This window comes from Streptococcus merionis DSM 19192, from assembly GCF_000380085.1.
GTDB lineage: Bacteria > Bacillota > Bacilli > Lactobacillales > Streptococcaceae > Streptococcus > Streptococcus merionis.
The window spans coordinates 252,857-267,122 of the sequence record NZ_KB904538.1 but is presented as its reverse complement, the minus strand read 5'-3'; the positions used below and the strand labels follow the sequence as shown (position 1 = coordinate 267,122).

General features: G+C 43.0%; 13 protein-coding genes. 10 read left to right on the top strand and 3 right to left on the bottom strand.

Translation table 11 applies throughout. The annotated features are described in order from the left end of the window. Positions 1–79 precede the first annotated feature (79 nt). The 9 genes from A3I5_RS0101290 to A3I5_RS0101245 all read left to right on the top strand — a co-directional run bounded on the left by A3I5_RS0101290 (position 80) and on the right by A3I5_RS0101245 (position 9,027). Entirely contained in the window at positions 80–1,276 is a 1,197-nt protein-coding gene (locus tag A3I5_RS0101290) for an ABC transporter substrate-binding protein (RefSeq protein WP_018372807.1), read from the top strand. A 296-nt stretch (positions 1,277–1,572) separates the two neighbouring features. Then, positions 1,573–2,442, top strand: a complete 870-nt coding sequence (locus tag A3I5_RS0101285; protein ID WP_018372806.1) for a branched-chain amino acid ABC transporter permease — start codon at positions 1,573–1,575, stop codon at positions 2,440–2,442. 1 nt (position 2,443) lies between these two features. Then, positions 2,444–3,391, top strand: coding sequence for a branched-chain amino acid ABC transporter permease (locus A3I5_RS0101280; RefSeq protein WP_018372805.1), 948 nt, complete (start codon positions 2,444–2,446; stop codon positions 3,389–3,391). Continuing rightward, entirely contained in the window at positions 3,392–4,156 is a 765-nt protein-coding gene (locus A3I5_RS0101275; protein ID WP_018372804.1) for an ABC transporter ATP-binding protein, read from the top strand. Next, a complete protein-coding gene (locus tag A3I5_RS0101270; protein ID WP_018372803.1) occupies positions 4,156–4,866 on the top strand; it encodes an ABC transporter ATP-binding protein in 711 nt (236 codons plus the stop codon). Before A3I5_RS0101275 ends, A3I5_RS0101270 begins: the two co-directional genes overlap by 1 nt. Before the next feature lie 238 nt (positions 4,867–5,104). Then, positions 5,105–5,521: a hypothetical protein gene (locus tag A3I5_RS0101260; RefSeq protein WP_018372801.1), complete on the top strand. Its 417-nt coding sequence runs from the start codon at positions 5,105–5,107 to the stop codon at positions 5,519–5,521. Between the two features lie 291 nt (positions 5,522–5,812). Next, the gene (locus tag A3I5_RS12035) at positions 5,813–7,294 is read left to right on the top strand and encodes a hypothetical protein (protein ID WP_018372800.1); all 1,482 of its coding nucleotides are present in this window, start codon (positions 5,813–5,815) and stop codon (positions 7,292–7,294) included. Positions 7,295–7,449: 155 nt separating this feature from the next. Next, the gene (locus A3I5_RS0101250) at positions 7,450–8,100 is read left to right on the top strand and encodes a hypothetical protein (protein ID WP_018372799.1); all 651 of its coding nucleotides are present in this window, start codon (positions 7,450–7,452) and stop codon (positions 8,098–8,100) included. Between the two features lie 273 nt (positions 8,101–8,373). Beyond that, on the top strand, positions 8,374–9,027 hold the full coding sequence (locus A3I5_RS0101245; protein WP_018372798.1) for a CBS domain-containing protein: 654 nt from the start codon (positions 8,374–8,376) through the stop codon (positions 9,025–9,027). Positions 9,028–9,076: 49 nt separating this feature from the next. On the opposite strand, the gene A3I5_RS0101240 is transcribed toward A3I5_RS0101245, so the two are convergent. Both A3I5_RS0101240 and A3I5_RS0101235 read right to left on the bottom strand, forming a co-directional pair. Beyond that, complete coding sequence (locus A3I5_RS0101240; RefSeq protein WP_018372797.1) at positions 9,077–10,225, bottom strand: hydroxymethylglutaryl-CoA synthase; 1,149 nt, start codon at positions 10,223–10,225, stop codon at positions 9,077–9,079. 19 nt (positions 10,226–10,244) lie between these two features. Beyond that, on the bottom strand, positions 10,245–11,420 hold the full coding sequence (locus tag A3I5_RS0101235; protein ID WP_026216860.1) for an acetyl-CoA C-acetyltransferase: 1,176 nt from the start codon (positions 11,418–11,420) through the stop codon (positions 10,245–10,247). Positions 11,421–11,808: 388 nt separating this feature from the next. On the opposite strand from A3I5_RS0101235, the gene A3I5_RS0101230 reads away from it, so the two are divergent. Then, the gene (locus tag A3I5_RS0101230; protein WP_018372794.1) at positions 11,809–12,504 is read left to right on the top strand and encodes a phosphoglycerate mutase; all 696 of its coding nucleotides are present in this window, start codon (positions 11,809–11,811) and stop codon (positions 12,502–12,504) included. 45 nt (positions 12,505–12,549) lie between these two features. Here A3I5_RS0101230 and A3I5_RS0101225 read toward each other — a convergent pair whose 3' ends face one another. Beyond that, on the bottom strand, positions 12,550–14,007 hold the full coding sequence (locus tag A3I5_RS0101225) for an alpha-amylase (RefSeq protein ID WP_018372793.1): 1,458 nt from the start codon (positions 14,005–14,007) through the stop codon (positions 12,550–12,552). Positions 14,008–14,266: the final 259 nt, after the last annotated feature.

Genomic DNA, 14,266 nt, shown 5'->3' with positions numbered 1-14,266 from the left:
TACAAAGAATCTTTTTATTGACAATTTTCAGACAATTGTGTATATTGGATATACTTAAAAAAAGATATAGGAGTACACAATGAAATCAAGAAAATTTGCAATGACTTTGTTAACATTTGCTAGTGCTGCCTTTTTGGCAGCCTGCGGTGAAGTAGGTGGAACAAACACAGGTGGCGGTTCTGCTAGCAGTTCATCACAAGCATCGGGTAACGCTATCGGAGAAACGATCAAAATCGGTTATAACTTTGAGTTGAGCGGTGCGGTCGCTTCTTATGGCAATACTGAGAAAAATGGTGCAGACCTTGCTGTTGAGGAAATCAATGCGGCAGGAGGCGTTGACGGTAAGAAATTAGAAGTCATTTCTAAAGATAATAAGTCTGAGACAGCAGAAGCTGCCACTGTAGCCACTAGCTTGGTTACTGAAGGGGCAAATGTTATCGTTGGACCAGCAACTTCAGGAGCATCGGCTGCAGCGACGGCCAATGTGACTCGTGGAGCAGTTCCGATGATCACGCCATCAGGTACTCAGGATAATCTCGTTTTCGCTGCTGATGGTAAAACTGTTAATGATTATTTCTTCCGTGCAACCTTTGTTGATAGTTACCAAGGCCAGCTTCTATCAACTTATGCTACTGATACTTTGAAAGCTAAAAAAGTTGTTCTCTACTATGACAATTCAAGTGATTACGCTAAAGGAATTGCAGACGCTTTTAAAGAATCTTATTCTGGTGAGATTGTTGAAACCCTGACCTTTGCTTCTGGCGACAAAGATTACCAAGCAGCTTTGACTAAGATTAAAGGCCTTGATTTTGATGCGATTATCATGCCTGGTTACTATGAAGAGACAGGGGCGATTGTGAAGCAGGCGCGTGATTTGGGCATTACAGCTCCAATTGCTGGTCCTGACGGCTTTGATAGCCCAGTCTTTCTCGAAAAAGCAGGAGCTGCAGCGACAGATGTTCATTACTTGTCAGCCTTTTCTACAGAAGGTTCTGAAAAAGCCAAGAAATTCTATGATGCCTATGTGGCTAAATACGGTGAGGAGCCGTCTATGTTCTCTGCACTGGCTTATGATTCTGTCTATATGGCCGCAGAAGCTGCTAAGGGGGCATCAACGTCTGTTGACATCAAGGATAATTTGGCAAAATTAAGCGATTTTGAAGGTGTAACTGGTACTATGTCTGTGGATAAGAACCATAACGTTGTCAAATCAGCTTATGTCATCAGCTTTTCAGATGGTAAAGTCTCTGGTGTTGAAGTTCTTGAGGCTAAATAGGAATAGTATCGGTCTCGTTTCATTTATAGTTTGACCAGTTTGATGCAGTAGTTGTCTAGTTTGTAAAATGTTGATAAATCACCATTCTACAAACCTAGTCAGTAGTGGTTCATTGGTGCTAAAGCACCTAATGACCTGTGCAGCGGTAAATTGAGTTGGCATGGGCAACAAGCCTTACTACCAACCTTGCGGGAGTGAGACAACGAAGTCGATTTCAATGAAATCACGATATCTGTCTCACTCCCATCTTTGTGTTATTTTATTTCAAATAGATGATTAGAAAGTGCGGTGTCACAATGATCCAACAGCTTGTGAATGGGCTTATCTTAGGAAGCGTTTACGCTCTTTTAGCCCTCGGTTATACCATGGTTTACGGTATTATCAAGCTTATTAACTTCGCTCATGGCGATATTTACATGATGGGGGCCTTTATGGGCTATTTCCTTATCAATACTTTTCAGATGAACTTCTTTTTAGCTTTAATTTTGGCGATGGCAGGTTCAGCGGTTCTTGGGGTCACAATTGAATTTTTGGCCTATCGTCCTTTACGGCAATCGACTCGAATTGCAGCCTTGATTACAGCGATTGGGGTGTCTTTTTTCCTAGAATACACGATGGTTTATTTCTTTGGTGCTAATACTCGTGCATTCCCTCAAGCCATTAGCACAGTAACTTATGATTTGGGACCAATCTCTGTAACGAATGTCCAGCTAATCATTCTGGGAATCTCCTTGGTATTGATGGTCGCTCTCCAGTTTATTGTCAAGAAAACCAAGATGGGGAAAGCTATGCGGGCGGTGTCTGTTGATAGCGATGCGGCTCAGTTGATGGGAATTAATGTTAACCAAACTATCAGCTTTACGTTTGTACTTGGTTCAGCGCTGGCGGGGGCTGCTGGTGTGCTTATTGGACTTTACTATAACTCTGTAGAGCCTCTCATGGGAATGACGCCAGGACTCAAAGCTTTTGTGGCTGCTGTTCTAGGTGGTATCGGAATTATACCAGGTGCCGCTCTTGGTGGGGTTGTTATCGGGATTTTGGAGACTATGGCCATTGCGGTTGGTCTATCAGATTTTCGTGACGGCGTTGTTTACGCGGTGCTTATTTTGATTCTTTTGGTGCGTCCAGCGGGAATTTTAGGCAAAAATGTGAAGGAGAAGGTCTAGCATGAAACAGAACTTAAAAACAAATCTGGCTTGGCTTGGTCTTGTGATTGCCATTTATGCCGTTTTAACCCTCTTGATTAATACGGGAACGCTGAATTTTTACTACGTCCAAGTCTTGCAACAGATTGGAATTAATATTATTCTCGCCGTTGGTCTGAACCTCATTGTGGGCTTCTCTGGCCAGTTTTCTCTTGGACATGCTGGATTTATGGCTATTGGTGCCTATACGACAGCTATTCTTGGCAAACAAATGCCAACCTATGGTGGCTTTGTTTTGACCATTGTAGTTGGGATGGTGATTGCTGGTGCGGTTGCCACCCTGGTAGGAATTCCTACTCTTCGTCTAAAGGGAGACTATTTGGCTATTGCAACTCTTGGTGTTGCTGAGATCATTCGCATCTTAATTATCAATGGTGGTAGTTTGACGAATGGTGCTGCAGGTATCATGGGAATTCCACCATTTACAACTTGGCAGTGGGTGTTTGGCCTTGCTGTCCTTGTGATTGTCCTTGTTATGAATTTCTTGCGCAGTCCGATGGGACGTGCAACCATTGCGGTTCGTGAAGATGAGATTGCAGCGGAGTCTATGGGAGTCAACACGACCAAGGTCAAAGTAACTGCTTTTGTGATTGGTGCTATGACAGCAGCTATCGCGGGTAGCCTGCAGGCTGGCTATATTGGTACCGTTGTGCCAAAGGATTTTGCTTTCATGACCTCTGTCAATGTCCTGATTATCATTGTTTTGGGTGGCCTTGGTTCAATGACAGGCTCTATCATTGCTGCGGTGCTTTTGGGAGTGATCAATGTTCTCTTGCAAAGCGTTTCAGACATTCGCATGATTATCTACGCACTTGCCCTAGTGCTTCTGATGATCTTCCGTCCAGGTGGTCTTTTGGGCAGTAAAGAATTGACCTTATCAACGCTATTTCAAAAAAAGGGGGACAAGTAGATGGCTTTACTTGAAGTTAAAAATTTAACCAAGCACTTCGGTGGCCTGACGGCAGTCGGTGATGTCACGCTTGAACTCCAAGCTGGAGAGTTAGTTGGGTTGATTGGTCCAAATGGTGCTGGTAAGACGACACTTTTCAACCTTTTGACGGGCGTTTATGAGCCAAGTGAAGGCAGTGTGACTCTAGATGGTAAGTTGCTTAATGGCAAAGCTCCTTATAAGATTGCTGCAGCTGGACTAGGTAGAACGTTTCAAAACATTCGTCTCTTTAAGAATATGACTGTTCTTGAAAATGTTCTGGTTGGTATGGGAAATCAGCGTTCGCCGCATCTACTCGCATCTTTCTTACGCCTGCCTAAATTTTACCAGTCAGAGAGCGCGCTGAATGAAAAAGCTATGGAGCTTTTGGCTATTTTTGGCCTTGATAAGGAGGCTGAAACCTTGGCAAAGAACTTACCTTACGGTCAACAGCGCCGCTTAGAAATCGTACGCGCACTGGCTACAGAGCCTAAAATCCTCTTTTTAGATGAGCCAGCAGCAGGTATGAATCCTCAAGAAACAGCTGAATTGACAGCTCTGATTCGTCAGCTCAAGGATCAGTTTGATTTGACGATTATGCTGATTGAACACGATATGAGCTTGGTCATGGAAGTGACGGAGCGGATTTATGTGCTGGAGTATGGCAGATTGATTGCCCATGGTACTCCTGAAGAAATTAGGAGCAATAAACGGGTTATCGAAGCGTATCTTGGAGGTGAAGCCTAATGTCTATGTTAAAAGTTGATCATCTTTCAGTGCATTATGGTGTTATCCAAGCTGTTAAAGATGTGTCGTTTGAAGTTAACGAGGGTGAAGTTGTCTCCCTCATCGGAGCCAATGGTGCTGGTAAGACCTCCATTCTCAGAACCATTTCTGGTTTGGTTCGGCCCTCTGCTGGAGCAATTTCTTTCCTAGGAAATGAGATTCAAAAAGTGCCAGCTCAGAAAATTGTTGCCTCCGGCCTGTCTCAAGTTCCAGAAGGCCGCCATGTCTTTTCTGGTTTGAGCGTTATAGAAAATTTGGAGATGGGCGCTTTTCTTAAGAAAGACCGTGAAGAAAATCAGGCTAATCTTAAGAAAGTGTTTGACCGTTTTCCGCGTTTGGAAGAACGTAAGAATCAAGATGCCGCAACCTTATCGGGTGGTGAGCAACAGATGCTTGCTATGGGGCGTGCTCTTATGTCCACTCCAAAACTCTTGCTCCTTGATGAACCTTCTATGGGGCTCGCCCCCATTTTCATACAGGAAATTTTTGACATCATTCAAGATATTCAAAAGCAAGGCACAACGGTTCTCCTTATTGAGCAAAATGCTAATATGGCCCTTTCTATCTCTAACCGTGGCTATGTACTGGAGACGGGTTCTATTGTTTTATCAGGAACTGGTCACGAACTTTTAACTTCAGATGAAGTTCGTAAGGCTTATCTGGGTGGCTAAAAGCGAGGGAAGTAGGATCAACTTCGAACAGCAAAAAGGGTCTTGTTTTCAGATTCGGATTGGGCTCAAGTCTTTTACTAATTAGCCTTGAGCCAGCCCACCTGCTGGAAATAAAGGTGTCACACGGTCTGTAAAAAGACTTTGAAGCATCGCATTTCTCTGAGATGAGCGCATGATGTCTACTCTTTCTTTATTTTCTAAGGGAAATTTGCTATACTAAGATAAAGGAGGAGCTGCCATGAAAGAGATAGAGAAGCAAAAATTTTGGTTGTATTTTATGAGGGACACTTTGCTTTACATAACGCTTTCATTAGCGGTGAATGCCCTGATCAGCTTTTTCATCCGTGAAACTTCTGTCTTGGAGTTGCGCGGCTTGGGCCCTGGCTTTGGAGCTCTTGTTGGTGGTTACATGATACGGATGATAGAGCGTTATGGAGCTGTTAAGGGGTGTTTGACATCGTTTGTGATGTTTTTTGTGTCAATCACGCTCGGTGTGTTTCTGGAACCATTCCAACTTCCATGGGCTTACTTCCCACTTGTCTTTCTGTTAGCAATCCTAGCAACTTTTGTTTTTCACTGTTATTTCATAAGAGGTTCTTTCCGCTTTTCCAAGTCGGATTTGGGATTGAAAAAGGGGCAGCATCAGAGGGACTAGAATCTGTGTTGGCAACTTTGGTATTCGTATACGCATCTCAACACTTAATAAGCTCAGTATTTCTTAAAAAATGTCATGATTATGAAAAAGAATCTTCTGAAGTAAGAATAGAACAAGTTTATTTTGACAAATAAGGTCAAATGTTACTTCGTTTTTGAGAAACTATTGTTATGAATACAGGTCTGACTTGCGTGATTAGAAATACTGGACAAGGCATCTTTTTCCTGTGAAAAGGATGTTTTTTTAGGGAAATTTTGGTATGATAGAGTCATTGTATGCAAGGAGAGAATTGTGAATCAAAAGAAGAGGACTTTACAAGAATTACGGCGTGAGCGTGCAAGGCGACGAGATAAACGTGTCTTGATAGCCTTGTCAAGCTTATTAGCCTTGCTTTTGGCTGCCTACCTAGTTAGTCACTCTCCAGAATTACGCCTTCCTAGACTTTCCTTTAGTCTGCCAAAATGGTCTTCTAACCTTTTTCAATCAACAAAAGGGGCAGAGCAGTCGCAGAAGAAAACTATTCAAGGGAAATTTGCTAAAGGGCAGCAGGTCATTATCACTCCAGAAGGAATTGAGAGTAACGATACCCTAAGCCCATATCGCAATCGCTTGGCACGGATTGAAAGCTTTTCGTCTCAAAAATCAGGTGAGAAAGAAAGCATCGCCTACACTCTAAACTTTGGTCATGGTGATATTGTCGATGGGATTTCTGAAGAAGTTCTGTCAGAGATGGCAACAAGCTTTGCCTTGAATCAGGAAGTGGAGTTGCTGGATCGAACGGGTGCAGCAAGGGTAGAGACAATTTTTAAAGAGGGTGATCACGAAATATACTCAGTCAAACTGGAAGATGGGAGTGTTGTAGACCAGCTAAGTTTCCAGCAGTTGGCCTATGTGTATGACCTTCCACTCAAAGCTGCAAATCTGCCTCAGGACAATAACCGTCTCATTCAGGAAGCAATGGATTTATCTAGCCATTACAGCTTTGTGGTCATTCGTTTTCCTAAAGGTCGCTATCGAATTGGTTCACAGATACCTGAATCCGAATATATCCTGCTGCGCTCCAATGTTGAGTTACGCGGTCAGGAGACAGAGTTAGTGGTTGAAGGAGCAGCGCGCTGGTTTGGTTTAGCAACGGGGCCAACAGGTTATGATGGCGTGTCTCATTTCCTCATGAATGGGCTTCATTTTACAGCTAGCGATCTTGTTAATGGGAATCAATTTATCATTATGACTAATCATGGTTATGGTTGGCAGATTGAAAATAACCGCTTTACCATGGTTCATAAAATGTCCAGTCATATTTTTGATTTGGGTGGTTTGCAGGAATCAACCTTTACTAATAATACCTTTGAGGGGTATGCCCCAAATTTGACCAACGAAACGGAAATAGGGGAACGCGATCTGCACAACTTCTATTCGGAAGCCATTCAGCTTGATTCTTCGAGTAATCAGACGGGCTGGGACGGTGGTATGATGCGGGCGATTGATCCTAATTATGATTGGACCTCTAGTATTCCTATTATGACGAATCATATTACGATCAGCCATAATCAATTTCTGCCGTATTACAATGCAGAAGGCAAGGTAGTAGCTTATGGTGCGACAGTGGGGCAACATTCTTCTAAGGTTGGAATGGTCAGTATCTATGGCAATACTTTTAAGGAGACACTGGCAACGCGCTTTAAAGATAAGAGTCCAGAGAATTGGTTTTTAGAGCCGATTCATCTTCAGTCGGAAATGCTTGTTGATATTAGAGACAATACCTATCAGTAACAGTTAAGCTCAAGCGTGATGCGAGTTTAGAGGAGTAACAAATGAAGGGGCTTTCAATCTGCTATTTTTCGCTGTAGTGGCAGGTTTATCAATGGCTTAGTATGAGTTTTTAGAGGTGCCCTAAGTACAAGAAAAAGGTCAAAGGGAGGAGTTAAATGGACTATCAAGAAAAACTTCAAGCGATAAGGGATTTTATTCCCTACCAAGGTGATAAATACATCAGCCCAGGAAAAGCAGGTGTGCTAGCTTCACAGATGGAAGCTGTGAAAACTCAGGCTCAACAAGCTAGAATGGCTTTTACAGACTTGGCTAAATCCTTTGAAAAACAGGTTTTTGATTTTCAGCTCCAACGCACTAGTCAATGGATGAATCAAGCACAGATTTTGCGCCCGCATTTTTGGGTTTACCTAATTGAAAAATCTCAGTCTGTGCAGTCGCCAGCTCTAGCTTTGCGATTATTAAACGATGTCTCAGGCTTAGGAATTTCTCTTGAGGTCAGCCTGATTGAACGACAAAAGAATGAGACCACCTTATATCAGCAAAATCAGGTTTTAACGGTTGCAACCCATTCAGAACTTTATTACTTTGCCCAGATTGAGGGAACAAGCCGGCGATTTCCAATGACTGAAGCTAATCGCTTAGAGTTGACGCAGGGAATAGAAGCAGGTCAGGTTCGCAAGGTGCAGGTCAAATTTGATATCCCTGATTTGACCGTCTTTCCAGATGAATCGAGCCTTTTGGCGGAGCTCAAGCGTGGGTGGCTCTTACTGCAGCCTTATTATCAGGCTACGAAGATTCCTCTATGAATTGGTGTGATAAATGCATGAAAATGTCATTTTCAGAAATAATAGTTTCAAGTTGTAGTGTGACTGTTTCAAGAAAATTGTGGGCATCTATTGATGAGATAAGATTCAATATTGCTTTCAAAAAGCTATGAAATTGTTTTAAAAAATTGCATCTATCAAAAACTGGGACAGCTGTCATTTTTCACATGTTTGTTGTGGAAATTGATATGAAAACTAGCAAAACGCTTCCAATCGTGCTATAATAGACCTAGATAGTACGAAGGAGGCGTTTTTATGGCTGTCAAAGATTTTATGACGAAAAAGGTGATTTACGTTAGTCCTGATACGACGGTTTCAGCAGCAGCGGATTTGATGAGGGAGCATCACATTCACCGTCTGCCAGTGATTGAAAGTGACAAGTTAGTTGGTCTCGTCACAGAAGGCACGATTGCAGAAGCCAGTCCATCAAAGGCAACCAGCCTGTCCATCTATGAAATGAACTACCTGCTGAATAAGACAAAAGTTGGGCAAATCATGATTAAGCAGGTGATTACAGTATCCAAGTTAGCTAGTTTGGAAGATGCGGTTGATCTCATGCTTCGCCATAGTATTGGTGTTCTTCCTGTCGTGGATAATGATGTCATCAGTGGAATTATCACAGATAAAGATGTTTTCAAGGCTTTCCTAGCAGTTTCTGGCTATGGAGAAGATGGTGTACGTGTCCGCTTGATTACAGACGATACTGTTGGTGTTCTAGAAAAGATTGTTCATTTAATTTCAGAGGAGAATCTCAATATTTCTAACACTGTCAATATCCCAAGACAAGATGGCAAGGTCATCATTGAAGTCCAAATTGATGGCGAGTTCGACATAGACCAGCTTAAGCAGAAATTTGTTCAAAACGGTTTTAATGTTGATGGCATTACGCGAACATCGTCGAAAAATTAAAAATCAGGGACCTTTTCTTTTAGTCTAAGAAAAGGTCCCTGATTTTTTGTCAATGTTTATGATAAATGCGTTGATGATTTTCAATTTTAGTCAGGACAAAGGGGCTATTATCCTCAGGAAGTTCTGGACTATTACCCATTTCGTCAATAGGGATAGTTTCAAAGAACAGTTCTTCATACTGCTCCATTGAGAGACGTTGGCGCTTGCTCATCTGCTCGAATCGATCTGTCATGAGCTGGTCACGGTAACCAGAAACAAGACGAGCTGAGAAGAGTTCACAAACTGCGCCTGAACCATAGCTGTAAAGAAGAATGTCGTCACCAGCTTTTAACGCTTTGCTTTGCTCCAAGAGTGAAAGAAGCGAAAGAAATAGTGATCCAGTATAGATATTTCCAACTTGTTGGTTGTACCGAATAGCTTCGAAGAAGCGTTCTTCATGCTTGGGTGATGGCTGGAGAGCACGCAGGCCTTTGAGTCCTTGCTTTGCAAAAGGGATATGCAGACAAACGGCTGCAAAATCGTCCAGCTCTTTACCTGACTGTAGGCGGTAGTGTTCAAAAGTTGTCTGGAGACAATCGGTATACTGCTCTGTTGAAAATCGACCATCAACTTTAGGATAGGGGCTGTAATTAGGCCGCCAGAAATCCATGACATCACGTGTCTGGTAAACATTGTCCCAATTGAGCTCAAGGATACGAGGGTTGGCAGAGACTAGCATGGCGACTGCACCAGCGCCCTGAGTTGGCTCTCCGCCTGAGTTCAGTCCGTATTTTGCAATGTCGCTAGCGATGACCAAGACTTTAGCCTCAGGACGGTTAGCGATATGGTTACGGGCGAATTCTAAGCCAGCAGCAGCAGAGTAGCAGGCTTCTTTTAGCTCGATAGCACGAGCAAAAGGCTGAATGCCCAGAAGGCCATGAATATAGACAGCTGTGGCTTTTGACTGATCGATACCAGTCTCGGTGCCTACGATCACCATATCAATAGTTGCTTTGTCTTCTTCGGTTAGTATTTGAGCTGCGGCCTGAGCACCCAATGTCACGATGTCCTGTGTCACAGGGGTGATGGCCATGGCTTCTTGCATCAAACCGATTGTGTATTTATTGGGATCAATCCCGCGTGCTGCAGCTAGATCTTTCAAGTCCAGTACGTAATTTGGTAGGGCAAGACCAATCTTATCAATACCAATTTTTGTCATTATCTTATAACCTCTTCTTTTAGGGAAGCGAAACCGCTAGGCTAATACCTTGACCGCCTCCAATGCAGAGACTAGCCATACCGAGAGCTCCCTTTCTTTTTTGGAGCTCGTGGATAAGCGTTACAAGGATGCGCGCACCACTAGCTCCGATTGGATGTCCTAGGGCAATAGCTCCGCCGTTGACGTTGATTTTCTCAGGGGAGATGCCTAATTCCTGCTGGACAGCTAGAGCCTGAGCAGCAAAAGCCTCATTTAGTTCAAATAGGTCAATATCCTTTATATCCTTGTTTAATTTGTCAAGGAGTTTTCGGGTGGCAGGAACAGGGCCAAGTCCCATAAAGTTGGGATCCACTCCAGCAGTTGCCCAACCTTTGATATAAGCCAAGGGTCTGAGACCAAGTTCTTCAACCTTTTTCTGACTAGCCAAAATGATAATAGCTGCGCCATCATTGATACCGGAACTATTACCAGCAGTTACAAGGCCATCTGTTTTGAAAGCTGGGCGCAATTGGCCTAACTTGTCAAGACTTGTTTGGCGAGGATGTTCGTCTTGATTAAATATGATCTGCTCACGACCTTTGCGTACGTTTAGTGGTACAATTTCATCTTCGAACCGATTGGTTTCAAGGGCATGGAGAGCCTTTTCTTGACTTGCAAAGGCCAATTGGTCCAACTGCTCTCGCGTCAATTGGAATTTTTCTGCAATATTTTCGGCGGTGATTCCCATATGGATGCCTTCAAAGGCGTCTGTCAGTCCATCTGTCAGGATACTATCCTCGAGACTTTGATGCCCTAATTTTGCTCCAAAGCGCGTTTTTTTATCAAGATAAGGCGCTTGACTCATCAGTTCGATCCCGCCTGCAACGACCAAATCGTTGTCTCCTATCAGGATAGACTGGGCTGCTAATTGCACACTCTTTAGGCCGGAACCGCAGACTTTATTAACGACGAACGCAGATGTTGCTTGGCTTAAACCTGCTTTAATCGCAACCTGTCGTGCAACATTTTGCCCGTGTCCAGCTGAGAGCACATTGCCCAAAATAACTTCGTCAACAGCATCAAGTGGAATGCTGGCTTGCTTCAAGGCTTGTGTCAACACTTGAGCTCCAAGGTCAGCTATTTCAATCTGCTGGAGAGCACCTCCGAAACTTCCAATAGCTGAACGTTTTGCTGCTACGATAGCAACTTTTTTCATCATGTGATAAGACCTTTCATTGAGGACTTGTATTTAAAGTCAAAGCATCCGTCTTAAACTCTCTTTTCGCTAGTCATCCTTAGCTTTTTTAGAGCGCAGCAAAGCTAACTTGGCGATCGAAAATATCAGTTTAACGTCGAGCATTTTGCTTGCAGATACAAGTTCTGAGAAAATATTTCTAATAGTTCACGATTTCAGATTCTCTAGCTGCTACATTATACCATTTTTCTGACAAATGGTTAAGCGAAAGCGATGGATTATAAAAAATCAGACCAAGGCCCTAGATTTGAAAACTTTTTTGAAAAATAATAGCTTTTTCTTGGCTTTTTTTGTAAAATAGAAGAGTAAAACATAGTTTTCACAAAAGTAAAAAGGAGAACCCTTAAACATGGTAAAATTAGTTTTTGCTCGCCATGGCGAGTCTGAGTGGAACAAAGCTAACCTTTTCACAGGTTGGGCAGATGTTGACTTGTCTGAAAAAGGAACGCAACAAGCCATCGATGCTGGTAAATTGATCAAAGAAGCTGGTATCGAATTTGACCAAGCCTACACTTCAGTTTTGAAACGTGCGATTAAAACAACAAACCTTGCTCTTGAAGCAGCAGACCAATTGTGGGTTCCAGTTGAAAAATCTTGGCGTTTGAATGAGCGTCACTACGGTGGTTTGACTGGTAAAAACAAGGCAGAAGCAGCTGAACAATTTGGTGATGAGCAAGTACATATTTGGCGTCGTTCTTATGATGTATTGCCTCCAGCGATGGCCAAGGACGATGAGTATTCAGCACACACTGACCGTCGTTACGCGTTGCTTGATGACTCTATTGTTCCAGATGCTGAAAACTTGAAAGTAACGCTTGAGCGTGCTCTTCCATTCTGGGAAGATAAGATTGCTCCAGCGCTGAAATCAGGTCAAAATGTCTTTGTAGGAGCACACGGTAACTCAATCCGCGCTCTTGTGAAACACATCAAGGGCTTGTCAGATGATGAAATCATGGGTGTGGAAATTCCAAACTTCCCACCACTTGTATTTGAATTTGACGAAAAATTAAACGTAGTAGCTGAATACTACCTCGGTAATAAATAAGAGTTAAAACAAGAATCGACTGATAGCAGATCAGCCGATTTTTGTTTATGCTTCTTTATTTACCCAAGCAGAGATAGATCCGCCATTGACTGGGAAGGTGCCCCAGCCTTCGTCATCTATCGTAACTTCCAAGTCGTGATTACCAGTGTAGTCAATGAAGGTTTTTCCAGCATTGCATTTTCCCATATTCATCCGTTTTTCATTAACATCGCTGTTACTGATGACGACTGCAAGGCCGTTAGGATATTCATCGGTACCAAGACGGGTCCATCCGATACAGTTGGCATCATCAAAGTAATCGTTTTGCTCTCCGTAAGCATGATTCTGACGCACATAAAGCAGCTTGTCAATGATATCTTGAAAACTTGGCTGTCCAAACTCTCCTTCAATCCCATAATAATCGCCGTAAAAGACACAGGGCAAACCTTGCTCACGAAGCAAGATGGCGCCGTAAGCAATCGGTTTAAACCAGTCTTCAACAGTTGACTCTAATGCTTGGCCGCGTTGGGTATCATGGTTTTCGACAAAAGTTACCGCAGAAGTCGGGATATGTTCGGCTAAGGTTCCTTGGAAAAGATTGCGAAGGTCGTAGTAGCCACCAGCTAAGCTCGCTTGGTAAAAGTTCATATGGAGTGCGACGTCGACCAAATCAAAAGCAAACTCCGTATCTTTCAGGTACTCATCTTTTGCATCGAAATCGCTCTTCCAGTATTCGCCAAAGACGTAAAATTCGTCACCATAGGCTTTCTGGGCATGCTGGATTAACTCCTTCATCACATTAAGGTCGATATGCTTGATGGCATCTAGTCTAAAACCTGATATGCCTGTCGTAGTGACAAGCCATTCCATCCATTCTTTGGTGTGTTTTCTAACCTCTGGATGGCTGTAGTCAATATCTGTGAACATGAGGTAATCGTAATTGCCGTTTTCGTTATCCACAGTATCATTGTCAGCCCAGCCCTTATTATCCCCGAGGATCATGTAAACACCAGTTTCTTGATGACGGGCATCGTAGTCCGTCCCTGAAAAGTGATACCAGTGCCATTTGAAATCACTGTAAGTATTGCCACGGCCTGGAAAGTTAAAATTGGTCCAGCCTTCAATTTCAAAGGGTTCAGAAATAGGTGTTTGGCGATCAGTCGGATCCATTCGGAGAACCGTGAAGGTTTCTAAAGCATCTCCATTGGCCTTGTGGTTGAGTACAATATCTGCTATTGGGGCAATACCAGCGTCTTTTAGAGCCTTGATAGCTGCCAGATACTCATCCTTGGTGCCATACTTGGTTGGTACAGTGCCCTTTTGGTCAAATTCCCCAAGATCGAAAAGGTCGTAGACACCGTAGCCAACATCATCCTTTCCAGTTGCTTTGAAAGCTGGAGGCATCCAAATCTTGGTAATACCAATTTCTGAGAGATGCTTGCTATCGTCTGCTAGACGTTTCCAGTGCTGGTGGTCGCTCGGTAAGTACCACTCGAAGTATTGCATGATTGTTTGATTTTTCATTGAAGTCCCCCTCGCTATGATTTCCTCTTCATTAGATTTGTTCGGAAACTCGTTAAAAAGCTATTTTTCTTTAATAGATTATCGTTCTCAGTTTTCAAATTGCTGCTGCAACCAGCTCCCTCAGGCGATAGAAAAGCCTGAACTCTGAAATCTTTTTTCGTTTCCGAACAAGTCTATTATAGCATTTTAGCAAGAATCAACGAAAAGTTAAGTCTTTTGCGACAAGACAAACCTTAAAAAACGTGGGGAAAATATAGTT

What these genes read in the sequence shown, in the direction of transcription:
- A3I5_RS0101290 (WP_018372807.1), top strand. Translation starts at nt 80, where the DNA reads ATGAAATCAAGAAAATTTGCAATGACTTTGTTAACATTTGCTAGTGCT.
- A3I5_RS0101285 (WP_018372806.1), top strand. Translation starts at nt 1,573, where the DNA reads ATGATCCAACAGCTTGTGAATGGGCTTATCTTAGGAAGCGTTTACGCT.
- A3I5_RS0101280 (WP_018372805.1), top strand. Translation starts at nt 2,444, where the DNA reads ATGAAACAGAACTTAAAAACAAATCTGGCTTGGCTTGGTCTTGTGATT.
- A3I5_RS0101275 (WP_018372804.1), top strand. Translation starts at nt 3,392, where the DNA reads ATGGCTTTACTTGAAGTTAAAAATTTAACCAAGCACTTCGGTGGCCTG.
- A3I5_RS0101270 (WP_018372803.1), top strand. Translation starts at nt 4,156, where the DNA reads ATGTCTATGTTAAAAGTTGATCATCTTTCAGTGCATTATGGTGTTATC.
- A3I5_RS0101260 (WP_018372801.1), top strand. Translation starts at nt 5,105, where the DNA reads ATGAAAGAGATAGAGAAGCAAAAATTTTGGTTGTATTTTATGAGGGAC.
- A3I5_RS0101250 (WP_018372799.1), top strand. Translation starts at nt 7,450, where the DNA reads ATGGACTATCAAGAAAAACTTCAAGCGATAAGGGATTTTATTCCCTAC.
- A3I5_RS0101245 (WP_018372798.1), top strand. Translation starts at nt 8,374, where the DNA reads ATGGCTGTCAAAGATTTTATGACGAAAAAGGTGATTTACGTTAGTCCT.
- A3I5_RS0101240 (WP_018372797.1), bottom strand. Translation starts at nt 10,225, where the DNA reads ATGACAAAAATTGGTATTGATAAGATTGGTCTTGCCCTACCAAATTAC.
- A3I5_RS0101235 (WP_026216860.1), bottom strand. Translation starts at nt 11,420, where the DNA reads ATGAAAAAAGTTGCTATCGTAGCAGCAAAACGTTCAGCTATTGGAAGT.
- A3I5_RS0101230 (WP_018372794.1), top strand. Translation starts at nt 11,809, where the DNA reads ATGGTAAAATTAGTTTTTGCTCGCCATGGCGAGTCTGAGTGGAACAAA.
- A3I5_RS0101225 (WP_018372793.1), bottom strand. Translation starts at nt 14,007, where the DNA reads ATGAAAAATCAAACAATCATGCAATACTTCGAGTGGTACTTACCGAGC.